20 protein-coding genes are annotated in these 25,474 nt (G+C 73.5%); 10 read left to right on the forward strand and 10 right to left on the reverse strand.

All coding sequences use genetic code 11. From position 1 onward, the window contains the following. Nucleotides 1-174: 174 nt before the first annotated feature. Both ACFSHS_RS06510 and ACFSHS_RS06515 read right to left on the reverse strand, forming a co-directional pair. Nucleotides 175-384, reverse strand: a complete 210-nt coding sequence (locus ACFSHS_RS06510) for a hypothetical protein (protein ID WP_376873300.1) — start codon at nt 382-384, stop codon at nt 175-177. Nucleotides 385-405: 21 nt separating this feature from the next. Next, nucleotides 406-939: a GNAT family N-acetyltransferase gene (locus ACFSHS_RS06515; protein ID WP_376873302.1), complete on the reverse strand. Its 534-nt coding sequence runs from the start codon at nt 937-939 to the stop codon at nt 406-408. Between the two features lie 82 nt (nt 940-1,021). On the opposite strand from ACFSHS_RS06515, the gene ACFSHS_RS06520 reads away from it, so the two are divergent. Genes ACFSHS_RS06520 through ACFSHS_RS06530 form a run of 3 tightly spaced genes read left to right on the forward strand, consistent with a single transcriptional unit; the run spans nt 1,022 to nt 2,602 of the window. After that, complete coding sequence (locus ACFSHS_RS06520; RefSeq protein WP_376873304.1) at nt 1,022-1,894, forward strand: DNA/RNA non-specific endonuclease; 873 nt, start codon at nt 1,022-1,024, stop codon at nt 1,892-1,894. Nucleotides 1,895-1,935: 41 nt separating this feature from the next. After that, nucleotides 1,936-2,208 (forward strand): ArsR/SmtB family transcription factor, encoded by a 273-nt coding sequence (locus tag ACFSHS_RS06525; RefSeq protein WP_376873306.1) that lies wholly within the window; start codon nt 1,936-1,938, stop codon nt 2,206-2,208. A gap of 10 nt (nt 2,209-2,218) precedes the next feature. After that, a complete protein-coding gene (locus ACFSHS_RS06530; protein WP_376873308.1) occupies nt 2,219-2,602 on the forward strand; it encodes a VOC family protein in 384 nt (127 codons plus the stop codon). A 10-nt stretch (nt 2,603-2,612) separates the two neighbouring features. On the opposite strand, the gene ACFSHS_RS06535 is transcribed toward ACFSHS_RS06530, so the two are convergent. Then, complete coding sequence (locus ACFSHS_RS06535; protein ID WP_376873310.1) at nt 2,613-4,199, reverse strand: LCP family protein; 1,587 nt, start codon at nt 4,197-4,199, stop codon at nt 2,613-2,615. Between the two features lie 212 nt (nt 4,200-4,411). Here ACFSHS_RS06535 and ACFSHS_RS06540 point away from each other — a divergent pair, with 212 nt between their 5' ends. The 3 genes from ACFSHS_RS06540 to ACFSHS_RS06550 all read left to right on the forward strand — a co-directional run bounded on the left by ACFSHS_RS06540 (nt 4,412) and on the right by ACFSHS_RS06550 (nt 7,070). Beyond that, the gene (locus ACFSHS_RS06540) at nt 4,412-5,362 is read left to right on the forward strand and encodes an acyl-ACP desaturase (protein WP_376873312.1); all 951 of its coding nucleotides are present in this window, start codon (nt 4,412-4,414) and stop codon (nt 5,360-5,362) included. A 138-nt stretch (nt 5,363-5,500) separates the two neighbouring features. Further along, nucleotides 5,501-6,304, forward strand: a complete 804-nt coding sequence (locus ACFSHS_RS06545) for an exodeoxyribonuclease III (protein WP_376873314.1) — start codon at nt 5,501-5,503, stop codon at nt 6,302-6,304. A gap of 343 nt (nt 6,305-6,647) precedes the next feature. Further along, complete coding sequence (locus ACFSHS_RS06550; protein WP_376873316.1) at nt 6,648-7,070, forward strand: ester cyclase; 423 nt, start codon at nt 6,648-6,650, stop codon at nt 7,068-7,070. Nucleotides 7,071-7,235: 165 nt separating this feature from the next. Here ACFSHS_RS06550 and ACFSHS_RS06555 read toward each other — a convergent pair whose 3' ends face one another. The 3 genes from ACFSHS_RS06555 to ACFSHS_RS06565 all read right to left on the reverse strand — a co-directional run bounded on the left by ACFSHS_RS06555 (nt 7,236) and on the right by ACFSHS_RS06565 (nt 10,197). Next, the gene (locus ACFSHS_RS06555; RefSeq protein ID WP_376873318.1) at nt 7,236-7,643 is read right to left on the reverse strand and encodes a nuclear transport factor 2 family protein; all 408 of its coding nucleotides are present in this window, start codon (nt 7,641-7,643) and stop codon (nt 7,236-7,238) included. Between the two features lie 375 nt (nt 7,644-8,018). Further along, complete coding sequence (gene fdhA, locus ACFSHS_RS06560) at nt 8,019-9,245, reverse strand: formaldehyde dehydrogenase, glutathione-independent (protein WP_376873320.1); 1,227 nt, start codon at nt 9,243-9,245, stop codon at nt 8,019-8,021. Between the two features lie 55 nt (nt 9,246-9,300). After that, nucleotides 9,301-10,197 (reverse strand): MIP/aquaporin family protein, encoded by an 897-nt coding sequence (locus tag ACFSHS_RS06565; RefSeq protein ID WP_376873322.1) that lies wholly within the window; start codon nt 10,195-10,197, stop codon nt 9,301-9,303. Nucleotides 10,198-10,380: 183 nt separating this feature from the next. Between ACFSHS_RS06565 and yaaA the strand changes: the two genes are divergently transcribed. Both yaaA and ACFSHS_RS06575 read left to right on the forward strand, forming a co-directional pair. Then, complete coding sequence (yaaA, locus tag ACFSHS_RS06570) at nt 10,381-11,127, forward strand: peroxide stress protein YaaA (RefSeq protein ID WP_376873324.1); 747 nt, start codon at nt 10,381-10,383, stop codon at nt 11,125-11,127. A 146-nt stretch (nt 11,128-11,273) separates the two neighbouring features. Further along, nucleotides 11,274-13,862, forward strand: a complete 2,589-nt coding sequence (locus ACFSHS_RS06575; protein WP_376873326.1) for a SpoIIE family protein phosphatase — start codon at nt 11,274-11,276, stop codon at nt 13,860-13,862. A 53-nt stretch (nt 13,863-13,915) separates the two neighbouring features. Here ACFSHS_RS06575 and ACFSHS_RS06580 read toward each other — a convergent pair whose 3' ends face one another. Then, entirely contained in the window at nt 13,916-15,610 is a 1,695-nt protein-coding gene (locus ACFSHS_RS06580; RefSeq protein ID WP_376873328.1) for a DEAD/DEAH box helicase, read from the reverse strand. Between the two features lie 62 nt (nt 15,611-15,672). On the opposite strand from ACFSHS_RS06580, the gene ACFSHS_RS06585 reads away from it, so the two are divergent. Then, a complete protein-coding gene (locus ACFSHS_RS06585) occupies nt 15,673-17,106 on the forward strand; it encodes an amidase (protein WP_376873330.1) in 1,434 nt (477 codons plus the stop codon). A gap of 58 nt (nt 17,107-17,164) precedes the next feature. On the opposite strand, the gene ACFSHS_RS06590 is transcribed toward ACFSHS_RS06585, so the two are convergent. Further along, complete coding sequence (locus ACFSHS_RS06590) at nt 17,165-22,147, reverse strand: NAD-glutamate dehydrogenase (protein WP_376873332.1); 4,983 nt, start codon at nt 22,145-22,147, stop codon at nt 17,165-17,167. A 103-nt stretch (nt 22,148-22,250) separates the two neighbouring features. After that, the gene (locus ACFSHS_RS06595) at nt 22,251-22,622 is read right to left on the reverse strand and encodes a phage holin family protein (RefSeq protein ID WP_376873334.1); all 372 of its coding nucleotides are present in this window, start codon (nt 22,620-22,622) and stop codon (nt 22,251-22,253) included. A gap of 256 nt (nt 22,623-22,878) precedes the next feature. Between ACFSHS_RS06595 and ACFSHS_RS06600 the strand changes: the two genes are divergently transcribed. Then, on the forward strand, nt 22,879-24,072 hold the full coding sequence (locus tag ACFSHS_RS06600) for an AAA family ATPase (RefSeq protein WP_376873336.1): 1,194 nt from the start codon (nt 22,879-22,881) through the stop codon (nt 24,070-24,072). Between the two features lie 54 nt (nt 24,073-24,126). On the opposite strand, the gene ACFSHS_RS06605 is transcribed toward ACFSHS_RS06600, so the two are convergent. After that, a partial coding sequence (locus tag ACFSHS_RS06605) for a PP2C family protein-serine/threonine phosphatase (protein WP_376873338.1) occupies nt 24,127-25,474 on the reverse strand: 1,348 nt, incomplete at its 5' end.

Below are 25,474 nucleotides of genomic sequence, written 5' to 3' on the forward strand. Positions count from 1 at the left end.
GGTGCGGGTCACCCCGGTCCGCAACGACGGTCCACCGGAACCGCCCGGACCACGACCCGCCAGGGACGGACGGGTCACCAGGGCCGCGCGCGAGCCGGCGTCGCTCACCGCCGTGCGGCAGGACGCCGGGAAGGCACGGGGCGGCGGTCGGCGGCGCGGCCGAGGAGGGTGCGCTCAGCCCCGTCCGGAGCGGCGGACCAGGAAGGCGCCCACCGCCGCGAGGACGACGCCGAGGGCCAGCTGGCCGATCCCGACCCAGGCCTGGTCGCTGGCGAACCAGGTCGGCGTCGAGACCAGCAGGACCAGCGCGACACCGAGCACGAGCAAGCCGACCAGGCGCTCGCGGCGCGCGTTGCGGGAGCCGGAGGGGACGGGGGCTGCCATGGGCTCCACCCTGCCAGCCGGTCAGAGCCGGTGGACGAGCAGGATCTCCTCGCGGTCGTCCCCCGGTGCCACCCGGATCGCGCCGGGCACGCGACCGACCTCGGTGTAGCCCAGCCCCCGGTAGAAGGCGTCCACCCCCGTGCCTCCGCGCGCGCCCAGGTGGAGGAACTCCAGGCCCCTGCTCCGCGCGATGTCGTGCACCCCACCCATGAGCACCCGCCCCAGGCCCTGCCCCTGCCAGGAGGGGTGGACCTGCACCCGGAGCACGGTGGCCCAGTGCCGGCGCAAGGGGCTGGAGGAGCCGACGAGCGCGGCGAACCCGGCCGTGGCGCCGTCCACGGTGAGCACCGCGAGCACGTCGCGGCCGGACCGGACGCCCTCCAGCAGCCGCTCGAGGACCGGCGCGACCTCATGCTCCGTCACAGGAGGCACGAAGCCGACGGCGCCGCCGGCGTTGCTGACCTCCGTCCAGCAGGTCAGCAGCTCCTGCCGGAGGACGTCATCGACCTCGGACACCGCACGGACCTCGGACACGGCACGGACCTCGGCAGCCACGGGCCCATCCTCCCGCGACCGTTTCCCCGTGCCGCGCGGGACCTCCTTCCGACCGGCCCAGAGGCGGTCCTAGCGTTCCACCATGACGGACGTGGCCGCTCCATCGACGGCGCACGAGCTCGACGACCGGGCCGGGTACGACCCCGCCTTCCTGGGCGTCGACGTGCCGATGCCCACGCTCGACACCCCCGAGCCGACGGTGGGGCTGCGCTACCTGCACTACAGCGTGCTGTTCCGCCCCGACCGTCGGTTCGCCGCAGTGACCGCGCTCGCCATGGACGGCGCGCGGCTGCGCCAGGTGGACCGCACCGATGACTGGCGGCTCGACCCCCGGCTCGCGGCGGAGCTGCAGGCCGGTCCGCCGGTCTACGCCGACAACGATCTCGACCGCGGCCACCTGGTCATGCGCGCGTCGTCCGCGTGGGGGGACACCGACGAGGAGGCCCGGCAGGCCGAGGCCGACACCTTCTACTTCCCCAACGCCGCACCGCAGAACAAGCTGTTCAACCAGGGCCGGGAGCTGTGGCTGGGCCTGGAGGAGTACGTGCAGGAGCACGCCGACGCCTTCGACCGGAAGTTCGTGGTCCTCGCCGGCCCCGTCCTGGACCCAGCGGATCCGCCGTACCGGGGCATCCAGGTACCGCTGCGGTTCTGGAAGGTGGTGGCCTTCGTGCAGGACGGGGCCCTCGCGGCGACCGGCTACGTGCTCGACCAGACCCCACTGCTCGACGACCTCGGAGCCGCGCTGGAGGAGGCCGTTCCCGGGGCGGCCCCGCCCTTGGGGCCCTTCCGCACCTTCCAGGTCCCGGTCGCCGACATCGGGACGCTCACCGGGGTGCTGCTCGACCAGCTGGCGGTCGCCGACCTGATGCAGCCGGCTCTCACCGGGGCGGGGCCGGGGCCCGGTGCCTGGGTGGAGCTGCGGTCGTTCGACGACGTCGTCCTGACCGGCTGAGGGGGTTGTCAGGCAAGCGCATGCTTGCCTATCGTTCGTCCGTGGGCGATGTGTTCAAGGCCCTCGCGGATCCGACCCGGCGCGCCATCCTCGACGAGCTCCAGGAGCGGAACGGCCAGACGCTGTTCGAGCTGTGCAGCCGGCTGATCGGCCGGCACGGTCTCGGCTCGACCCGGCAGGCGGTCTCCCAGCACCTGGACGTGCTCGAGGCCGCGGGCCTCGTGCGGACCCGCCGCGAGGGTCGCTACAAGTTCCACGACCTGGACACGGCGCCCCTCCGGATCATCACCGAGCGGTGGCACATCGACCCCTGAGGAGACGGCCGTGCGCATCAATCTGACCAGCGTGTTCGTGGACGACCAGGACAAGGCGCTCCGCTTCTACACCGAGATCCTCGGCTTCGTGAAGAAGACCGAGTTCCCCGTGGGGGAGCACCGGTGGCTGACCGTCGTCTCCCCGGAGGAGCCCGACGGCGTGGAACTCGTGCTCGAGCCCGACGAGCACCCCGCGACCCGGCCGTTCAAGGAGGCGCTGGTCGCCGACGGCATGCCATTCACGTCCTTCGCGGTCGCCGACGTCCACGCGGAGTTCGACCGGCTGAAGGGACTGGGCGTCACCTTCACCCAGGAGCCGCTCTCGATGGGGCCGATGACCACCGCCGTCCTGGACGACACCTGCGGCAACCTGATCCAGATCGCCAGCATGTAACCGGCGGCGGTCAGTCCCCGCGGGTGGGCGGCTCGCCCTGCGCGATCGCCTCCTGCGCCCGCGCCGGGTCGTAGGCGCAGGCGTCGCGCACGTCCGTCGCGGGGCCGGTCGTCGTGGCGGCGGCGGCCACTCCGCCGGCCGTGGGCGCCACCGGTTCCACCGCCTCGGACGACGGCGCCGCCGACGCGGCCGACGATCCGGCGGCGGTGCTCTCCGCCGCCGGCGGGGTGATGGCGTCCCGGACGATCTGCCGCATGAGGTCGTAGTCGGGGTACGCGGGGTCGATCACGGTTGCGTCGAAGACGACGCTGCGCACGTCCGCGTCCTTGACCAGGAAGCCCAGGTCGACGAAGTCGTCCAGCGCCGACCGCGGGATGTCGGTGCTCACGATGTCCTGGGTGGTGGCCGCCAGCTCCTGGTACTGGCGGAGGAGCGTGACCGGGTCGGCAGCCTGGATGATGGCGTCGATCGTGCAGCGCTGCCGGTCCATGCGGTCGTAGTCGGTGAGGCCGAACCGGCCGCGGGCGAAGGCGAGCGCCCGGGCGCCGTCCATGCGCTGGTCCGGGCCCGGCTCGATGTAGTCGTCGGGCAGCGAGCCGGTGCCGGGATCGCCCCCGATGGGCACGTAGTAGTTCACGTTGACCGTGATGCCGCCGAGCGCGTCGACCAGCCGGCTGAAACCGTCGAGGTTGACCAGCACGAAGTAGTCGATGTCGAGGCCGAGGGCCTCGCCGACGCCGAGCTTGAGGAAGTCGGCCCCCGGGTGGTCGGTCGGGCCGAGGATGTCGGGGTACTGGGCGGGGCCGTTGCGGTAGACGGCGTTGAGGAGGCTCTCGCTCTCCGAGCCGGCGTCGAAGCCCTCGGGATAGACCTCGGCCAGCGGGCTGTCGGCCGGGAAGGGCAGGTCCTCCAGGTTGCGCGGCAGGCTGAACAGCGTCGTGTCGCCCGTCTCGGTGGCGATGCTGGCCACCACCACGGTGTCCGTGCGGACCCCCTCGCGCCCCTCGCCCCCGTCGCCGCCGAGGAGCAGCACGTTCACGCGCTCCTGGTCGCCGAAGGGGTCCGGGGTGTCGACGACGGTCGCCGATTCGCCGTCCTCCTCGAAGACCCCGGCGATCAGCTCCCGCTGCGCGAAGGCCAGCCGGCTTCCCATGACCGCCGGCACCACCGCTGCCGCCAGCAGCAGGAACACGACGAGCGCTCCGACCACCCGCCGGCCGCGGGAGATGCCGGCCGGGACCAGCATGCGGTAGCCGGCGACCACCACGACCATCCACAGCAGCGCCAGTGCGGCCACCGCGCCGACCATCCAGAGCAGCCGGTCGGTGTCGACGGCGGCCCGGACGGCGGTCTGCCGGCCGGCGGTGGCCGCCCACCCGGCTGCGCCGACGACGACCAGGAAGAACACGAGGGTGAGTGCGCCCAGCACCCGGCGGCCGGCCGCGAGGAACGCGATTCCGGGGAGGACGGCGCCGAGGGCGGTGAGACCGAGCGCGGCGCGGAAGCTGCGGCCCCGGCGGTGCCGGGGCCGGGGCGGCCGGAGCACGGTGGCTCCCCCGGAGAAACCGTCGGCAGGGGAGTCAGCGCCGGCGCTCACGCGCCGACCGTCGCCACGCACCGCCCGGTCATGGCGTCATGGTCCCACCGATGTGCGGGCGCGGCGTCCCCTGGACGGACGACCGGGCCCGGGACCCGGCGGCGACGAGTAGGCAGGGCCGGTCCGGGGAACCCCTCCCTGACCACGGTCGTTGGTTACGACGGCGTAGGTTACGCCGGCGTAGGTCGAGCGGCACCCCTCCGGAGGACCCGATGCCCCAGACACCCCCGCACGCGGCAGTCCTGACCGAGCTCGAGCCGGTGGTCGCCGAGAACCTCGACCGGCACATCCGGATGGCCAAGGAGTGGCACCCGCACGACTACGTGCCGTGGGACGAGGGCCGAAACTTCGCCTTCCTCGGCGGGGAGGACTGGTCCCCGGAGCAGTCCAAGTTGGACGAGACGGCGAAGGCCGCGATGTTCGTCAACCTGCTCACCGAGGACAACCTGCCCAGCTACCACCGGGAGATCGCCACCCGGTTCGGCCGGGACGGCGCCTGGGGCCAGTGGGTCGGCCGGTGGACGGCGGAGGAGGGCCGGCACGGCATCGCCATCCGCGACTACCTCGTGGTCACCCGAGGGGTGGACCCGGTCGCCCTGGAGCGGGCGCGGATGGACTACATGACCCTCGGCTACGACTCCGGCGACAAGTCCCCGCTGGAGGCGGTCGCCTACGTGTCGTTCCAAGAGCTCGCGACGCGGGTGTCGCACCGCAACACGGGCCGGGCGACGGGCGACCCGGTCGCGGACAAGCTGCTCGCCCGCATCGCCACCGACGAGAACCTGCACATGATCTTCTACCGGAACCTGGTCACCGCGGCGTTCGACATCGACCCCGACGAGATGATGAAGGCCGTGGCCAAGGAGGTCATGAACTTCGAGATGCCCGGCGCGAACATGGCCAACTTCCGCAAGAACTCCACGATCATCGCCAAGGCGGGCATCTACGACCTCCGGCTGCACCACGACGAGGTGGTCAGCCCGATCCTGCGCACCTGGAAGGTGTTCGACCGCACGGACTTCGGCCCGGAGGGGGAGAGGGCGCGCGAGGAGCTCGCCGCCTTCCTCGCCGGTCTCGACGCCCAGGCGACCAGGTTCGTGGAGGGCCGCGAGCGGCTGCGCGCCCGCATGGCGGCCAGGGGCGAGGTCCCCGTCCAGGTGTAGCCCAGGACCAACTGCTGACGGTCTGCGCGCACGCCCATCTCGCGACCCGAACGCCCCTCGGCGCACTCCGTTCCTGCTCCGGCGCGGTCCGGGGTACCGCTCCGCCTCGCCTCAGGCCGAGACGTAACGTGGACTTCCGTGCGCCTGGCGACCTGGAACGTGAACTCCATCCGCTCACGAGCCGACCGGGTGGCCGCATGGCTGCAGCGCAGCGACGTCGACGTCGTGGCCCTGCAGGAGACCAAGTGCCGCGACGACCAGTTCCCCGAGATGGTGTTCAACGCCCTCGGCTACGAGGTCGCGCACGTGGGCCACTCCCAGTGGAACGGCGTCGCGATCTTGTCCCGCGTCGGCATCGAGGACGTCGAGATCGGCTTCGCGGGCATGCCCTCCTGGTCGTCGAAGGAGGGGCAGGACCCTACGCCCGAGGCCCGCGCTCTCGGAGCCACGTGCGGCGGCGTGCGGGTGTGGAGCCTCTACGTGCCCAACGGGCGGACGCTCGCCGATCCGCATCTGCTGTACAAGCTCGAGTGGCTGGCGAGCCTGCGGACGACGGCGGCCGGCTGGCTGGCCGCCGACGCCGACGCCCAGATCGCCCTCGTCGGCGACTGGAACATCGCGCCGGAGGACGACGACGTGTGGGACATGTCCGTCTTCTCGCACTCCACCCACGTCTCCCCGCCCGAGCGCGCGGCCTTCCGCGCGATCGTCGACGCCGGGTTCACCGACGTCGTGCGGCCGTACGCGCCGGGGCCGGGCGTCTACACCTACTGGGACTACACGCAGCTGCGCTTTCCCCGCCGCGAGGGCATGCGGATCGACTTCGTGCTCGGATCACCCGCGCTCGCCGGCCGGGTGACCGGGGCGCGCATCGACCGCGAGGAGCGCAAGGGCAAGGGCGCCAGCGACCACGCCCCCGTGGTGGTCGAGCTCGCCGACTAGCGGACCGTATGGGCGTCCGGCCGGCCGACCGCACAGGCGGCGTCATGGCTGGGTCGCCGGGCTGACCGCTCGCGAGGTGGAGGTGCTGCACCACGTGGCCCGGGGCCGGACCGATCCGCGAGATCGCCCGCCGGCTGACGGTCTCGCCGAGGACCGTCGACGCTCGCCTCCAGCACATATGCGCCGAGATCGGCGTCTCCACCCGGGCGGAAGCCACGCTGTTCGCGATGGAACACGGCCTCGTGAACTCCCTCGAAGATGGGGAGAACTCCCGATGACCGTCACGTCAGGGGGCTGCAGGCTCTGAGGGGTCAGCTGATCCCAGCCGCAGTGGGTGGTTCACGTGGAGGCACGGCAGGCGCTCGTGGAGCGCATGATCGACCTGATCGACGACAAGGACTTCGCGGCCCTGCCACGGGTGCTGACCCCCGACTGCGAGTTCGCGCACCCGGTCGCCTCCGTGCGCGGCAGCGAGTCAGTCGCCGAGTTCCTCGCCGGAATGGGCGCACCCTTCCCCGGCAGCCGGCACGAGCTGGTGCACGTGGTGACCGCGGGCGACACGGTGCTGCTCGAGGGCATGTGGTGCGGCACGCAAGACGGGCCGCTCGTCACCCCGGGCGGAGAACTGCCGCCGAGCGGGCGGACCGTCAGCCTGCCGTTCGCGGCGGTCGCGAGGATCCCGGGGGACCGCATCGCCTCGGTCCACGTCTACGTCGACCAGCTGGCCTTCATGACGCAGTTGGGCCTGATCCCCGCAGCCGCGTGAGAGCCGATTCGACCGGCGGCCGTAGGAACTCAGCGGTCACTACGCCCACCCGGGCGTGGGGAACGCGGAGCAGGAGCTCGGAGCCGGCCGATCGTCAGCCCACGCAGTGCCGCCGTCCGGAGGGCCCGACACTCACCGAAGGTCACACCTGTCGCGGCGCGCAGGTCAACGTGCGGACGACCACCGCTGCTGAAGGCTCACGACCTCGTCGTCCGGCACGCCCACGGAGAAGTGCGCATGGACCAGCCGCCACGCTGGGCCCTCCTTCCGGAGGACGGCGGTCACCCGGCAGTCCATGCCCGTGCCGTCCGGAAAGCCGAACCGCGGTTCGTCGGTGACCCAACCGAGGGACCCCTCCTCGAAGCCGACAGCACGACGGCTCGTAAGGGTGACCCCCTCGGTCTCGAAACCGAACCGCATGCCGGCTCGATCGGTCACCACCTCCCCAGGGGCGGTGCCGACGATTGACGTGGCCTCCTTCGAGACGATGTCGTCGAACCGGTCGACACGTCCATGGGTGACACCGTCGCAGAATCTGAGCCACGCATCGGTGACCGCGGAAGACTCCTGCATGACCAGCCGCTCCTCGGTTGCTGGAGAGGCGCGCGCGGCACGCACCGTGGCCATTCAACGCCCGCAGCCGCCGAAGGGGGGACACCCTGATCGCGTCTCAGGTGCGGCGCACATCGCCGGACGTGGGCTCTGCTCGTCGGGGATGTCAGGCGACGGACCGCGACGGTTCCGGGCGGCGCGGAGATGTCATCCGCTCGCGGTCGGAGTGGGGCCGGCGGGTCGAGCAGTGAGCGGCGCAGGTCCAGCAGCATGCACGGGCGCCAGCGACCACGCACCAGTGGTGGGGTACCTCGCCGAGTAGTCCGTGGGGACCGGGTACCGGAGGTCCCCACGGACCGTCAGCGTCAGGCCGCACCTCGGGTCCGGCTCCGCCTGTCAGGCAGCCGTGCTCGCCACCATCCCGTGCGGGTCGAGTACGTACTTCTTGGCTGCGCCCTGGTCGAACTCCTGGTAGCCGCGGGGAGCCTCCTCGAGCGGGATCACCTCGGCGTTGACCGCCTTCGCGATCTGCACCCGGTCGTAGAGGATTGCCATCATCAGCTGACGGTTGTACTTCATCACCGGGCACTGCCCGGTCGTGAAGGCGTGCGACTTGGCCCAGCCGAGCCCCAGCCGGATCGACAGGGACCCGGTCTTCGCCGCTTCGTCGGCGGCGCCCGGATCACCGGTCACGTAGAGCCCCGGAATTCCGAGAGCGCCGCCGGCGCGGGTGATGTCCATCAGGGAGTTGAGCACGGTCGCCGGCGCCTCGTGGGCGGCGTCCTTCCCGTGGCCGCGCGCCTCGAAGCCCACGGCGTCCACGCCGCAGTCGACCTCGGGGACGCCGAGGATCTGCTCGATCTGGTCCTTGGGGTCGCCCTGGGAGACGTCGACCGTCTCGCATCCGAAGCTGCGCGCCTGGGCCAGCCGGTCGGCGTTGAGGTCGCCGACGATGACGACGGCCGCGCCGAGCAGCTGCGCCGAGGCGGCCGCCGCCAGGCCCACCGGTCCCGCGCCGGCGATGTACACCGTCGATCCGGTGGTCACGCCCGCCGTGTAGCAGCCGTGGTAGCCGGTCGGGAATATGTCCGAGAGCATCGTCAGGTCCCGGATCTTCTCCAACGCCTGGTCCCGGTCGGGGAACTTCAGGCAGTTGAAGTCGGCGTACGGAACCATCACGTACTCGGCCTGGCCACCGGTCCAGCCGCCCATGTCGACGTACCCGTACGCCGAGCCGGGCCGGTCCGGGTTGACCGTCAGGCAGATCCCGGTCTTGCCCTCCTTGCAGTTGCGGCAGCGGCCGCATGCGATGTTGAAGGGCACGCTGACGATGTCGCCCTCGCGCAGGAACTCGACGTCCGGCCCCTTCTCGACGATCTCACCGGTGATCTCGTGGCCCAGCACCAGCCCCTCCGGGGCCGTCGTCCGCCCGCGGACCATGTGCTGGTCGCTGCCGCAGATGTTGGTGGTGACGGTCTTCAGGATCACGCCGTGCGGGGTCTTGCGACCCACGTTGGACGGATGCACACCCGGGCCGGATGACAGCTCCAGCTTCGGATAGTCCAGATCGGCGATCTCCACCTTGCCCGCACCCATGTACCTGACGGCCTTGTTGCCAGCCACGGCGCTCCTTCCTCTGCGTCCGGCCGGCCCGCGCCCGGGCCGGCAGCATCCGTCGTCACCCGCGCCGATCAGCGGGGGTGTCTCCTCCCGGCGGGGTGCGCGGGGCCGCGATGTCGCCGGCGGTCCCCGCCGCCCCGGTGCGCCCGGAGCCTCGTTCCCCTTCGCCGACCCGTCGTCCGACGACGTCGCCCTGCGCGCCCTGCGGCGGCTCCACGGCCGCCGCGGCGGGCTCTTCGGCCTCCGCCGCCCGCGGCCGGGCGAGCAGGTCGTAGACCACCGCCGCAAGGAGGGCGCCGACGACGCTGCCGATGACGTAGGCCCAGATCTGGCTCCACGGCACGTCGCCGCCGACGAGCGCGGAGGCGGCGAACGGGCCGAAGGCGCGGGCGGGGTTGACCGCGGCACCGGTCTGCGGGGCGAAGACCAGGACCAGGCAGGTGACCGAGAGGCCGATCATCAGCCCCGCCCAGCCCGCCGGAGCGCGCTTGTCGACGGCCATGGCCATGATCGTCAGCATCAGGAGGAAGGTGGCCAGCGCCTCGACGAGGATCGCCCGCCCGTAGCCGACGCCCTCGCCGAAGGACACCGAGCCGACGTTGCTGACGTCCACCGACACCACGCCGTAGGCAGCCACGATCAGCAGGCCGCCGAGCGCAGAGCCGACGAGTTGCGCAAGGACGTAAGGCCCGACCTCCCGCCAGGGGAAGCGCCGGGTGGCCGCGAGCGCCACGGTCACCGCGGGATTGATGTGCGCCCCGGAGGTGGTGCCGAAGGCATAGATGACGATGGCCACGACCAGGCCGAACGACAGCGCGATCATGCCGAGCCCGGCGAAGTCCAGGCTGCCGTCCCCGACAGCCAGGGCGGCGACCACGCTGCCCGGACCGAAGATGATCAGCAGGCCGGTGCCGAGGGCCTCGGCGGCCAGGCGACGGGCGAGGCCGGCGTCCACTGAAGCCTCCAGGGAGGTGCCGCGGGCCTCTCAGTCTTCGACCGGAGGGCCGGGGAAAGCCCCTCGGGGCTCCTGGCGGTCGGGCGCCTCCGCCTGTCGCTACACGGCGTAGCCAGTGCGGCCCGTTCACGACCTGCCCATGGCCGTGCAGCGGGGCAACGGCGACACGTACCGTTCCCTCCCGTGCTCGTACTGCTGCCGCCGTCGGAGACCAAGGCCCCCGGTGGGGACGGCGCAGCGCTGGACCTCGCGGCGCTGAGCGCTCCCGAGCTGACGCCGGTGCGCGCGGAGATCGCCGAGGCCGTGGTGGAGCTCGCCGGCGACGTCCCGGCCGCACGGGCGGCCCTGGGCCTGTCGCCGAAGCAGGACGCCGAGATCGAGCGCAACGCCACCTTGTGGACCAGCCCGACCCGGCCGGCCCTGGAGCGGTACACCGGCGTGCTCTACGACGCACTCGACGTCGCCTCGATGACGCGTGCCCAGCGCGCCCGGGCCGGCCGGCGGCTCGCCGTCGGCTCCGCCCTCTTCGGGCTCGTCCGCGGCGACGACCCGATCCCCGCCTACCGGCTCTCCGCCGGGTCCGCGCTCCCCGGCCTGCCCACCCTGCGCGCGCTCTGGAGGCCGGCGCTGACGCCCGTGCTGGCGGCGGTCGACGAGCTCGTCGTCGACCTGCGCAGCGGGTCCTACACGGCCCTCGCCCCGGTTGGGGGTGCCGTGACGGTCGACGTGCTCAGCGAGCGGCCCGACGGCACCCGCTCGGTGGTCAGCCACTTCAACAAGGCGCACAAGGGCCGGGTGGCCCGGCTGCTCGCCCTGTCGGCCGCCGAGCCCGGGGACGTCGTGCGACTGCGGAGCCTGCTGAGGCGCGCGGGGTTGCACGTGGAACATGACGGTGGCACGCGGCTCACGCTGGTCGTCCCGGCTCCGTGATCCGCGACCCGCGGGCGACGTGATATCCGTCAGGTTGGTTGCGCGCAACCAAGACTCCATGAGTAACTGGGAGCCGAGGGCGCCGCTCCAACTCCGTGGTCGCGCTCCCATGCGTCTCCCGGGTCGACCGGGACGGAAAGGCATCGGTGGACGTCTCCACGGATCGGTCGCTCCCCGGTGAACGCGCCGCGGCCCGGCTGACCAGCGATCCGGCGCGCCTCGACGAGGCCCGGCGGCTGCTGCCGGTCGACGGCGGCTCCCGGGCCCTGGACCGGCTGGCCCAGCTGGCCGCGCGCCTGCTGGGCACCGTCGCCAGCCAGGTGTCCCTGCTGACCGACGTCCAGCTCGTGGCGGCCGGCGACGGTCTCCCAGCCGGGACCGTCGGCACCCGGAGCCCGCTCGACGAGTCGCTCTGCACGGTCACGGCCGCCGGCGCCGGAGCGCTGGTGGTCGCGGACGCGCGGACCGACGAGCGGGTCCGGAGCCTGCCTCCGGTGGTCTCGGGGCAGGTCGGCGCCTACCTCGGCACCCCCTTGCTCGGGATGGGGGGCCAGGTGATCGGAGCGCTCTGCGTCTTCGGCCCTGAAGCGCGCGAGTGGTCCGAGGACGACGTCGCGACACTGCGCCAGCTGGCGGAGTCGGCCGTCACCGAGCTGGAGCTGTCGGCGCTGGTCCGCCAGTACGAACACGACCGGGTGCGCTGGGGGCTGGCGATCGACGCCGGCGGCGTGGGCACGTTCGACTGGGACCTGGCCACCGGTCAGCTGGCGTGGGACGAACAGCTGATCCGCATGTTCGGGTACGACGCCGAGACCTTCGACCGGAGCATCGAGGCGTTCAACGCCCGCCTGCACCCCGACGACCTGGACCGCGTCAGCGAGACGCTCGAGCACTCCATCGCCACCTGCAGCGAGTACGACGCCGAGTACCGCGTCGTCCTGCCCGACGGGGACACCCGCTGGGTGCACGCCCGGGGCCGCGCCCTCGCCGGCCCGGACGGCCGCGCCGTCCGCGTGATCGGCGCGGCCTACGACACCACGGGCGAGCGCGAGGCCGCGACCCGCCTCACCCGCGTGCTCGAGGCCATGCCCGCCGGCTTCTACAGCCTCGACCGCGAGTGGCGGTTCACGCACGTGAACGCCGAGGCCGAGCGCCTGCTCGGGCGCAGCCGCGACGACCTCCTGGGGCGGGTGATCTGGGAGGACTGGCCGGCGGCGGTGAACAGCATCTTCGAGGACAGCTACCGCCGCGCCGTCCGCACCGGGCAGCCCGTCGCCTTCGACGCGTACTACCCCGCACCCCTGGAGGGCTGGTACGAGCTGCGCGCGTGGCCCAGCCCGGACGGCCTGTCCGTGTACTTCACCGAGATCACCGAGCGCCGGCGGATGCAGGAGCAGGCCACCCGTTCCGCCGAGCGCCTGGCGATCCTCGCCCGGGTGAGCGCCGAGCTCGCCGGCACGCTGGACGCGCAGGCCGCGGCCGCGCACCTCCCGCGCCTCGTCGTCCCCTCGCTCGCCGACTTCGCCGTCGTCACGATCGTGGACCCGGACGGGCGGCCACGGGACGTGGGCTCGTGGCACATCGACTCCGCTTCCCGGCCGGTTCTGGAGCGCTACACCGCGGTGCGCCTGGAGTCGATGCCCGCGACCTCGCCCGTGGCGCGTGCACTGCTCAGCGGCGAGCCCGTCCGCGAGCGGGGGCGCACGGTGACGGACATGCTCCTGCCCGGTGAGGCCAGGGACCTGCTCACCGTCCTGCGGCCGGAGTCGGCGGCCGTCCTCCCCATGCGCGGCCGGGGTCGCATCCTGGGCCTGCTGACGCTCTACTTCCGTGCCATCACGGGGGTGGAGGACGAGGACCTCGCCATGGCGCAGGACGTCGCCGACCGGGCGGGGCTGGCCCTGGACAACGCACGTCTCTACAACGCCCAGCAGCAGCTCGCCGAGGGGCTGCAGCGGAGCTTGCTGACCGAGCCACCGGAACCCGACCACGCCGAGATCGCGGTGCGGTACCTGCCCGCGGCCGAGGCCGCCCGCGTGGGTGGCGACTGGTACGACGCCTTCCTCCAGCCGAGCGGCTCGACGATGCTCGTGATCGGCGACGTGGTCGGCCACGACACCGCCGCCGCGGCGGCGATGGGACAGCTGCGCGGCCTGCTCCGGGGGATCGCCACCTACAGCGACGCGGGTCCCGTCGAGGTGCTCCGCGGCCTGGACGCCTCCATGACCACGCTGCAGACCCGGACCCTTGCCACCGCCGCCGTCGCCCGGTTCGAGCAGACCCGGGACGAGCTCGCGCGCGGGGTCACCCGTATGCGCTGGGCCAACGCCGGCCACCTCCCGCCGCTGGTGCTCAACCCGGACGGCAGCGTGGCCGAGCTGGCCAGCTGGAAGGGCGACCTGCTGCTGGGGGTCGACCCGGACGTCCAACGGCGGGAGTCCGTGGTGACGCTCGACCGCGGGGCGACGGTGCTGCTCTACACCGACGGGCTGGTCGAGCGCCGGGACGCCGACCTCGACGCCGGCCTGGTGCGGCTGCGGGACGCCCTGGTGGAGCTGGCCGACCGCCCGCTGCAGGAGATGCTCGACGAGGTGCTCGATCGGATGGTCGACGGGCATCCCGACGACGACGTCGCGGTCGTGGCGGTCCGGCTGCACCCGCAGGACCGCCCCCGGCCGGCCGAGGCGGGGCCGACCCGGGTGCCGCCGAACGTACCGGCCGACCCCGCGGGCTGAACGGCCGGGTGCGGGCCTCTGCAGGATCCCGCCGCGACCTGTGAGTGGTGGGGTCAGGGGGTCCTTGCGTTGTCGCGGCGGATCGTCGCCTTGCGCCCCTTGATCATCGTCGACTTCAGGGCCCGGATGACCTCGTCCGCGGCGTTCTCCGGCACCTCCACCAGTGCGAACCGCTGATGGATCTCGATGGCGCCGATGTCGCGACCGGTCAGCCCGGTCTCGCCGGTGATCGCGCCGACGAGGTCGCCAGGACGGATACCGGCCTCGCGCCCGGCGCCGACGAACAGGCGGGCGGCCGGCCCGCCGGAGGAGCGCCGCGCCCGTGGCCCGTCACCGCGGGCACTCCCCCGGGCCTCGGGCCGCCGCCCGGAGTCGGCGCGGAACGTGACCTGCGGGATGTCCTCCTCGTCGTCGGCCCCTCCCCCGGCCTCGTGGGCGAGCTTGACCGCCGCGAGCGCGACCTCCATGAGGTCGAACTCGTCGGCCAGCGTCTCGACGACGACGCGGAACCGGGCGAGGTCGTCGCCGAGAAGGCTCTCGCGCAGCGCGGCCCGGGTGAGGTCCAGGCGCCGGGCCCGCAGGTCGGCGACCGTGGGGACCGTCTGTACCGAGATCGGCGCTCCGGCGACCCGTTCGATGGTCTTGAGCATGCGGTGCTCCCGGGGCTCGGCCAGCGTGATGGCCACGCCCTCGCGCCCGGCTCGCCCCACCCGGCCGATCCGGTGCACGTACGACTCCGGCGCCGAAGGGACGTCGTAGTTGACGACGTGGGTGAGCTGCTCGATGTCCAGCCCGCGGGCCGCGACGTCGGTGGCGACCAGGAGGTCGGCGGTGCCGCCCCGCAGCCGGGCCATCACCCGGTCGCGCTGCTCCTGGCTCATCCCGCCGTGCAACGCCTCGGCGCGGTAGCCGCGGCCGTTGAGCGTCTCGGTGAGGGAGTCGACCTCCTCGCGGGTGCGGCAGAACACGATCGCCGCCGCCGGAGCCTCGATGTCCAGGATCCGGCCGAGGGCCGCCGGCTTGGCCGCCCGAGGGACGACGTAGGCGGTCTGCCGGACCCGGGGCGCCTCCCCGGCGGGCGCCTTCTCCCGGGCGATCGTGATCCGGACCGGATCCCGCAGGTGCCGGCGGGCCAGGGCATCGAGCCGGCGGGGCATCGTCGCGGAGAAGAGCACGGTCTGCCGGGTCTCCGGCGTCTCGTCGAGGATGGCCTCGAGGTCCTCGGCGAAGCCCATGTCGAGCATCTCGTCGGCCTCGTCCAGGACGACGGTCGCGACGTCGCCCAGCTGCAGACTGCCCCGCTGGACGAGGTCCAGGGCCCGGCCCGGCGTGGCGACGACGACGTCGACCCCCGATTCCAGGCTGCGCAGCTGCCGGCCGATCGGGGCGCCGCCGTACACCGGCAGGACGCGGGCACCGAGTTCCCGGCCGTACCGGTGCAGCGCCTCGGACACCTGCACGGCGAGCTCGCGGGTGGGCACGAGGATCAGGGCCACGGGCGCGCGCTCGGCGCGGTGCGCAGTGAGCCGCTGCAGCACCGGCAGGGCGAAGGCGGCGGTCTTGCCGGTGCCGGTGGCGGCCTGCCCCAGCAGGTCCCGCCCCTCGGCCAGCGGCGGGATCGCCTCCTCCTGGATCGGCGTGGGTTCCTCGTACCCGAGGGCGGCCAGGGCACCCAGCAGTTCCGGACGCAGGCCCAGGCGTTCGAAGGAGGGGCCGTCGTCGCGGGCGCGGTCCTGGTTCTCGGTCATCGCGACCATCGTTCCCCGGGCGAGGTGACCGCACGCGCGCGGGGCCGTGACAAGCTCGCTCCGTGAGCGCCGTCACCACCACTGCCACCGACGACCTGTGCCTCCGGCCGGCGACCGAGCTCGCCGCGATGCTCCGCGCGCGGGAGATCTCCGCGCGCGAGCTCCTCGACGCGCACCTGGCCCGCATCGACCGGCTGAACCCCGCCCTCAACGCCGTCGTCACGCTGGATGCCGATGGAGCGCGGGCGGCCGCCGACGCCGCGGACGCGGCGCTCGCCGCGGGCGAGGAGGTCGGCCCCCTGCACGGGCTGCCGGTGGCGCACAAGGACACCCACGCCACGGGCGGCATGCGGACGACGTGGGGGTCGCCGCTGCACGCCGACACCGTGCCGCTCCGGGACGAACTGGTGGTGGCGCGCCTGAAGGCGGCCGGGGCGATCCGGGTGGGCAAGACCAACGTGCCGGAGTTCGCCGCCGGCTCGCACACCTTCAACCCGATCTTCGGGGTCACGCACAACCCGTACCGGCACGGGCTGTCCGCCGGCGGGTCGTCGGGCGGGGCCGCGGCCGCGCTGGCCGCCGGCCTCGTGCCGCTGGCCGAGGGCAGCGACATGGGCGGCTCGCTGCGCAATCCGGCGGCCTTCTGCAACGTGGTGGGGCTTCGGCCGACGCCCGGACGGGTGCCCACGTGGCCGGCGCCGATCGCGTGGTCGCAGCTGTCGGTCCAGGGGCCGATGGGCCGGACGGTGGCCGACGTCGCCCTGCAGCTCTCGGTGCTGGCGGGGCCGGACCGCCGCGTGCCGATCGCGCTGTCGGACGACCCCGCCGGCTTCGCCGCGCCCCTGCCGTCGTCGCTGGCCGGTCTCCGGGTGGCCTGGGCACCGGACCTGGGCGGGCGGGTGACGGTGGACCCCGCGGTCCGCGCGGCGCTGGCCCCGGCGGTGGGCGTGTTCGAGTCGCTCGGTGCCGCGGTGGAGGAGGCGTGCCCGGAGCTGGACGGCGCCGACGAGGTGTTCGGGACGCTGCGGGCCTGGCTGTTCGAGGCGTCGTTCGGGGAGATCTCGCGGCGGTCGCCCGAGAAGGTCAAGGAGTCGATCCGCTGGAACGCCGAGATGGGTGCCAAGCTCACCGGGCCCGATCTCGCCCGCGCGGAGCAGCTGCACACGACGCTGTACGAGCGGGTGGTGGCGTTCTTCGAGCGCTACGACGTGCTGCTCGCGCCGACCACGCAGGTGCTGCCGTTCCCGGTCGAGATGGAGTACCCGACCGAGATCGCCGGGGTCCCGCAGGAGAACTACCTCGAGTGGATGCGCTCCTGCACGCTCGTCTCGGCGACCGGCTGCCCCGCGCTCTCGGTGCCCGGCGGCTTCACCGACGACGGCCTGCCGGTGGGGCTGCAGGTCATCGCGGAGCCGCGCGCCGACCGGACGGTGCTCGAGGTGGGCCACGCCTTCGAGCAGGCCACCCGCTTCGGCGAGCGCCGTCCCGCCCTCTGAGGCCTTCTACGAGTCTCTAGCGTCACGGCTAGAGACCCCCAGAGGCGCTGATACCCCGCTACTTCGCCGGGCGGGGAAGGCGGCGGGCCTGGCGGCGCTTGCGGAGTCCGCGCAGCGTCCGGACGGCGACCAGCAGCTCCGCCAGCTCGTACCGGTCGCCGGCCGCGATGTCGGCGAGCTGCGCGGCCGACCGGGCCTGCGTCGCGTCCCAGGACTCCACCCAGGCTGCGACCAGCCGGTGCGGGTCGTCGTCGTCCGAGGTGCGGGCGCTGAGGATGTCCTCGGTGAGCGACGACTGCTCGGCGGCCAGGTCGTCGCGCAGCGACGCACGGGCCATCGACGGCCAGCGGCGGTCCCGTGGCAGCGCCGTCACCAGTTCGCGCAGCGGCACCAGCCCCAGCCGCTCGGCCAGGCACTGCATGACCCGCCCGGTCAGCGCGACGGGCGCCCCCGTGCGCTCGGTGACGACGGCGACGTCGAGCGCGGCCGGCAGCAGCGGGGCCGCGGCCACCTCGGCGGCCAGGTCGGTCGGCACGCCCGCCTCGTGCAGGCGGGTCACCCGCGCGGCGTAGGCCTCGGCCTCCACGCCGAGCAGCCACCTGGGCAGCGCCTTGCGGACGGCGGCCACGGGCTCGGCGAACCGGTCGCGCACCGCGCCGATCGCAGGTGCGGGCTCGGCGACGAGGTCGGGCTGGCGCAGCAGCCAGCGGGTCGTGCGCTCGGCCAGCCGGGTGGCCTCCGTGCGCAGCTCGACCTGCGTCGCTGCCGACACCTTGTTGTCGAGCGCGCCCACGGCGTCCCACTGCCGGTCGACGTCGAACACGGCACGGGCGACGGCGTGCGCCCGCACCACCCGGTCCAGCGGCACGCCGGTCTCCTGCCCGAGCCGGAACAGCCCGGTGACCCCGGCGATGTTGACCGCCCGGTTGGTCAGCGCGGTGGCGATGATCTCCCGCCGCAGCGGGTGACTGGTCAGCGCCGCGGGAAAGCGGTCGCGCAGCCGGCTCGGGAAGTAGCCGGTCAGCAGGTCCTCGAGCGCCGGGTCGTTGGGCAGGTCGCTGTGCAGGACGACGTCGCCGGTCTCGAGCTTGGCGTAGGCGAGCAGCACCGACAGCTCCGGGCTGGTCAGCGCCTGCCCGTCGCGCCGGCGCTCGGCCAGCGCCCGGTCGTCGGGCAGCGCCTCCACCCTCCGGACGAGCCGGCCGGAGCGCTCCAGCGACCGGAGGAAGCGCTCGTGCGCGTCCAGCAGGCTGCGCGCCGACGTCACCTCGACCGCGAGGATCGCGTTCTGGTCGTGGTTGTCGGCGAGAACCGCGGCCGCGACCTCGTCGGCCATCTCGGCGAGCAGGGCGGCCCGGCCGGCGGCGTCCAGATCCCCGTCGTCCACCACCCGGTTCAGCGCGATCTTGATGTTCACCTCGTGGTCGGAGGTGTCCACGCCCGCGGAGTTGTCGATGGCGTCGGTGTTCACCCGCCCGCCGGCCAGCGCGTACTCGACCCGTCCCCGCTGCGTCAGCCCGAGGTTGCCCCCCTCCCCCACGACCCGCACCCGCAGCCGGCTGCCGTCCACCCGCACGGCGTCGTTGGCCTTGTCGCCGACGTCCAGCGCGCTCTCCGTCGACGCCTTCACGTAGGTGCCGATGCCGCCGTTGAACAGCAGGTCGACCGGAGCCAGGAGGACCGCCCGGATCAGCTCGACCGGGGTGAGCGTCTCGACGCCCTCGGCGATGCCCAGGGCCGCCCGCATCGGCCCGGAGACCGGGATCGCCTTCGCCGTCCGTGGCCACACCCCACCCCCGGCGCTGATCCGGGAGCGGTTGTAGTCGGCCCAGGAGGAGCGCTGCAGCCCGAACAGCCGCTTGCGCTCTGCGAAGGAGGAGGCGGCGTCCGGGGTGGGATCGACGAACACGTGCCGGTGGTCGAAGGCGGCGACCAGCCGGATGTGCTCGGACAGCAGCATCCCGTTGCCGAACACGTCACCGGACATGTCGCCGATGCCGACGACCGTGAAGTCCTGCGTCTGGACGTCGACGCCCAGCTCGCGGAAGTGCCGGGTCACCGACTCCCAGGCGCCGCGGGCGGTGATGCCCATGGCCTTGTGGTCGTAGCCGACCGAGCCGCCGGAGGCGAAGGCGTCGCCGAGCCAGAAGCCCCGCTCGATCGCCACGCCGTTGGCCAGGTCGGAGAAGGTCGCCGTCCCCTTGTCGGCCGCGACCACCAGGTAGGTGTCGTCGCCGTCGTGCCGTACCACCTTCTCCGGCGGGACGACCTTGCCGTCGACCAGGTTGTCGGTGAGGGAGAGCAGAGCGCCGATGAACAGCTGGTAGCAGGCCTGCCCCTCGGCGATCACCGCGTCGCGGGAGGCCGGCCGGGCGGGATCGGTCCCAGTCGCGGGGCTCTTGACGACGAAGCCGCCCTTGGCACCCGTGGGCACGATGACGGTGTTCTTCACCATCTGCGCCTTGACCAGGCCCAGCACCTCGGTGCGCAGGTCCTCCCGCCGGTCCGACCAGCGCAGCCCGCCGCGGGCGACCTTGCCGAAGCGCAGGTGGATGCCCATCACCCGGGGCGAGCTGACCCACACCTCGTGCGCCGGCCGGGGCTCGGGCAGGTCCGGCACGGCGTGCGGGTCCAGCTTCAGCGCCAGGGGCCCGCCCGCGTAGTACGTGGTCCGCTGCGTGGCCGTCACCGCCGCCAGCAGGGAGCTGAGCACGCGGTCGGCGTCGAGGGAGGCCACCTCGCCGATCGAGCCGCGCAGCGCCTCGACCAGTTCCTCCTGCCGCTTCGCCCGGCCGTTCACCCGGCCCGGCGAGAACCGGGTCTCGAACAGGAGCACGAGCCGGGCGACGACGTCGGGGTGCGCGGCCAGCGTCTGCTCGACGTAGGCCTGGCCGAACGGGAGCCCGGCCTGCCGCAGCCACTGCACGTAGGCGCGCACGACCGTGACCTGGCGCCAGTTGAGACCGGCGAGCAGCACGAGCGCGCCGAGCCCGTCGTCCTCGGCCTCGCCGCGCCAGACGGCGCCGACCGCCTCGGTGAACCGCTCCGGCAGCGACCGCAGCAGCGGCAGCTCGACCGGTGGGACGGCGACGCCGAAGTCGTAGATCCAGGCGGGCGGGGCGCCGATCCGGTCGATCTCGTAGGGCCGCTCGTCGACGACGTCGACACCCATGTTCTGCAGGACCGGCAGCACCTCCGACAGCAGCAGCCGCTGCCCGACCCGGTAGATGCTCAGCCGGCGTTCCCCGGCGGCCGCACCCCGCGGGGTCCACAGCCGCATGGACAGCTGGCCCTCGGTCAGCCCCTCGAGGCGGGCGAGGTCGTCGACGGCCTGCTCAGCGGGGAAGTCCTGCTGGTAGCCGGCGGGGAAGGCGTCGGCGACGCGCGCCAGCATCCGCTCGGCCTCGGCCCCGTAGCGGGCCTGCAGGGCGTTGGAGAGATCGTCGGTCCAGCTGCGCGCCGCGGCGGCCAGCTCGGCCTGCAGTCCCTCCACGTCGACGGTCATCGGCCTGGGCGCACCACGCCGGCCGACCGGCACGCGGACGACGAAGTGCAGCCGCGCCAGGACCGACTCCGTGGAGCGCGCCGTGTACTCGATGCTGGTGCCGCCCAGCCGTTCGAGCAGGAGCTGCTGCATCGCCAGCCGCACCTCGGTCGTGTACCGGTCGCGCGGCAGGTACACCAGCGCCGACCAGAACCGCCCGGTGGGGTCCTGGCGCAGGAACAAGCGGGTCTGCCGGCGCTCCTGCAGGTGCAGGACGGCCAACGCCACGGGCAGCAGCTCGTCCGCGCCGACCTGCAGCAGCTCGTCGCGCGGATAGGTCTCCAGGACCTCGAGCAGCTCCTTGCCGGTGTGGCTGTCGGCCGGCACGCCGGAGCGGGCGATCACCTCCGCCACCCGGCGGCGGACCAGCGGCACGTCGACGACGCTCGTGGTGTAGGCGGCCGACGGGAACAGCCCGACGAAGCGGAACTGCCGCGCCGGGCCGCCGTCGACGGGCGGCAGGCTGACCGCGATGAGGTCCATCCACGCCCGGCGGTGGACCGGCGAGCGGGCGTCGGCCTTGGTCACGGTGAGCAGGTGCCGCGCCGGGGTGCGCGCGACCTCCGGCATCGCGGCGACCGACTCGCTCATGTCGGTGTCGCTGCGCAGCACGCCGAGGCCACTGCCGGCAACGGCCCGGGCGGTCGGCCTGCCCCGGGTCTGCACGAGCTCGACGTCGCGCGCACCGAGGAAGACGAAGTTGCCGTCGGCGAGCCAGCGGAGCAGCGCGGCGGCCTCGGCGGGGTCGTCCGCGGGGTCGCCGTCGGGAGCGGGGGCCGTGCGCGCCAGTTCGTCGAGCCGGCCGGCCAGTTCGAACAGCCGCACCCGCAGGCGCTCGGCGTCCTCGTCCACGGCGCGGACGTCGTCGAGCACGGTGCGCAGCCCGTTGACCAGATCGCCGGAGGCCTCCTCGTCGAGCGGGCCGTCGAGGACGACGGCCATCCACGACTCGGTGAGCGCGTCGGAGCCGCAGCCGACCGCGAGGCTGCTGTCGCAGAAGGCCAGGATCCGGCCGCGCAGGTCGCGGCGGACCACGACCACCGGGTGCACGATGTGGGCCAGGGCGAAGCCCTGGCGGACCACCTCCGCGGTGACCGAGTCGACCAGGTAGGGCATGTCGTCGGTGACCAGCCGGATGACCGCCCGCCCGTCGGGCAGGTGGGTCGCGTCGACGGTGGCTGAGCCGGGCGGGCGCACCTCGGCCAGCCGCAGGTGCCCGAGGGCGAGGGCGGCGAGCTCGGCGGGCTCGTGCCCGAGGACCTCGGCCGCCGGCTCGCTCCAGTAGTACCGCTGCAGCAGCGCGGGCAGGTCGTCGGGGGTGCAGCCGGCCGGCAGAGCGCGGTTCCCCGACCGCGCCGCCTCCGCGGCGCGCTCCAGGAGCCGGCGCTTCTCGTTGCGGGCGGCCTCGAGGGCGGCGAGCTCGGTCAGGGTTCCTGCCGGGTGGCCGCCGTCCGGTCCGCCCACCGGGGTCTCCGGTACGACGGTGGTGCTGGCCATGTCGGGCCACGCTACTGCGAAGCGAGGTCCCCGTCACGGCGGCGCGGCGGCCCGTCCAGAGGCTCGCCCCGAGCCTGCGAGGGGTGAGGGGACGGGGTGTTCCTCAGCGGTCGAGCAGCTGGTCGGCCACCCACCCCGCGACGGCGAGGATCAGCCCCCCGATGACGGCGGTCCCGATGCCGTCGATGGTCATCCGATCGGTCAGGGCGGCGGTCAGGCCGAGCAGCGCGGCGTTGATGATCAGCAGGAAGAGCCCGAGCGTCAGCAGGACGAAGGGCAGCGACAGCAGCCGCAGCACCGGCCCCACGATGGCGTTGACGATGCCGAAGATCAGGGCGATCCACAGGTAGGTGCCGAACTCGCCCAGGGGGCCCGCGGGGTTGGGGACGACGTCGAGGCCCGGCAGGACGTCGAACCGCGTGAGGGCGTAGAAGACCGCCGCGAGGAGGACCACCTTGAGCGCGAACCTGATCACGGCGCCGACGCTAGCCCGGCGGCGCCGGCCGACGGGGGATCTCGCGCCGACTACCGGCGTCTAGCGTCGCCGCTAGAGAGCCGCAGACGCTGCTCGATCCGGGCCGACCCCGCCCGCCCGACCCCGCCCGATGCCGAGCCGCGCCACGGTCCGGCCGGACCTCGGGCCGCGCGGCTCGAGCAGGACGAGCGACACGCGCTACGTCGTTCTACCGATGTCTACGGATGGGGCTAGAGAACCCCATACGGTGCTCGACATGGATCCCGTGCGGAACCCGTACGCCCCGGGCGCCGGTCAGCGCCCACCCGAGCTGGCCGGCCGCGACGCGGAACTGTCGGCGTTCGACGTCGTCCTGGAGCGCATCGCGCACGGCCGCCCCGAGCGCTCGCTGGTGCTGACCGGCCTGCGCGGCGTGGGCAAGACCGTGCTGCTCAACCAGCTGCGCTCGGCGGCGATCTCCCGCGGCTGGGGGACCGGCAAGATCGAGGCCCGGCCCGAGCAGTCGCTGCGCCGGCCGGTGTCCTCCGCGCTGCACATGGCGCTGCGCGAGCTGGGCCCCCGGCACCGCGACCAGGAGTCGATGGACGAGGTCCTCGGCGTCCTCAAGGCGTTCGCCCTCCGGCAGGCTCCTGACAACGCGAAGGTGCGCGACCGCTGGCAACCGGGCATCGACGTCCCCCCGGCCACCGGCCGGGCCGACTCCGGCGACATGGAGATCGACCTGGTGGAGCTGCTCAGCGACGCCGCGGGGGTGGCGGCCGACATCGGCAGTGGCATCGCGCTGTTCATCGACGAGATGCAGGACGTGCAGCCCGACGACGTCTCGGCGATCTGCGCCGCCTGCCACGAGCTGTCGCAGCAGGGCGCTCCGCTGATCGTCGTGGGGGCCGGCCTCCCGCACCTCCCCGCCGTCCTCAGCGCCTCCAAGAGCTACTCGGAGCGACTGTTCCGGTACCTGCGCATCGACCGGCTCGACCGGGAGGCCGCCGACCGGGCACTCCTGGCCCCGGCGGCCCGGGAGGACGTCGAGTTCGAGCCCGCCGCCCTCGATGCGCTCTACGAGGCCGCCGACGGCTATCCGTACTTCGTGCAGGCCTACGGCAAGGTCACCTGGGACCTCGCCGCCTCCTCCCCGATCACCGCCGCCGACGTGGCCATGGCCGCGCCGGTCGCCGAGGCGGAACTGGCGGTCGGGTTCTTCGGCTCCCGGTACGACCGGGCGACCCCCGCCGAGCGCGAGTACATGCACGCCATGGCCGAGCTGGGCGGACCCGGAGGCGCTGCCGTGGCCACCTCGGAGGTCGCCGTGTCACTGGGTCGCAAGCCCGCGTCCCTCTCCCCCGCACGCGACTCGCTCATCAAGAAGGGCCTGGTCTACTCCGCCGAGCGGGGGCAGATCGCCTTCACGGTCCCCCACTTCGGCCGGTACCTCCTCCGCCACCCGGACTAGCGGAAGGACCCTGCAGGAGCGCCACCGTCCTCTCTGCCTCCGGACGGGTCTTCCTCAGGCCAGGTGAGGAACAGCCGGCGGGAGGATCTCCGGGCCGGCCTCCGCGGGACGCTCGGCGTGCACGGGGTGGGCACGGACGGCCAGCACCGCCACGTCGTCCTCGGCGTCGTCCCCCAGCAGATCGGTCAGCAACCGGTCGCACAGCTGGTCGAGCGTCAGGTCAGCCGAGCCGGCCAGGACGTCGCGCACCCGCTCCCGTCCCTCGTCCAGGGAGGCGCCGCGGCGCTCGAACAACCCGTCGGTGAACAACAGCAGCGTGCTCCCCTCGGGCATCGCCGTCCGGCCGTCCGCGCGGGGGCCCAGCCACCCGATGCCCAGCGGCGGGCCGATGGGGGCGGCCAGGTCGACGACCTCGCCGTCGGCGAGCAGGAGCATCGGTTCCGGGTGGCCGGCGGTGGCCCAGCGCAGCCGGCGCACCCCCTCCGACCGATCCTCCGGGTCCTGCTCGACCCGGCACACCAGTGCGGTCGCCATGGCCGGCACGGCCAGACCGACGAGGGCGTGGTCGACCCGGCGCAGCAGGCCGGCCGGCTCCTCCAGGCGGTCGAACGCGATCCCCCGCACCAGCGTCTTGACCTGCCCCATGGCCGCAGCGGCCTCGATGTCGTGACCCATCACGTCGCCGATGACCAGCACCGTGTCGCCGTCGGGCTGCAGGAAGGCGTCGTACCAGTCGCCACCGATGGAGACGCCGTGGGTGGCGGGCCGGTAGCGGACGGCCAGCTCCAGCGAGTCGGGCTGCACCGGCGGGGACAGCAGGCTGAGCTGCAACCGCTCGGCCACCTGCTGGTTGGCCTTGGCCAGTCGCGCGTTGTCCAGGGCCAGAGCCGCGCGCCGGGAGGCGATCTCGGCCGTCCGGAGCTCCACCTCGGTGTGCGCGCCGCGCTCCGGCTCGTTGATCAGGGTGAACCCGCCGATGACCTCCCCCCGGGCGATCAGGGGGAACCCGGCGGCGGCGGCCGGCCGGAGGGGCACCAACGCCTCCCGCGCCTCGTCGTCGGCGACCATGGACCGGACGATCTCGTCGGTGAGCTCCGGGAAGACGATGGGCCTGGGGTCACGCAGCATGCGGGGGACCGGGGCCGCCACGTCGTTGGTGGTCACGCGAAGGTCCGCGTAGCGGTGCATCGCCGGCACGAGCGCGGGGTCCTTGTGCGCGCGCCCGACGTCCCGACGGGTGCCGTCGGGGTCGATGACGCTGACCAGGCACCAGTCGGCGAGCAGCGGCACGACCAGGTCCGCGAAGCGCTGCACCGCCTCGTCGGTGTCCAGGGTGGAGGTCATCGCCAGGTTGATGTCGCCCAGCAGCATGAGGTGCCGCCCGGCCAGCTCCGCCTCGGCG

It is taken from the genome of Blastococcus deserti, assembly GCF_042682525.1.
Taxonomy (GTDB): domain Bacteria; phylum Actinomycetota; class Actinomycetes; order Mycobacteriales; family Geodermatophilaceae; genus Blastococcus_B; species Blastococcus_B deserti.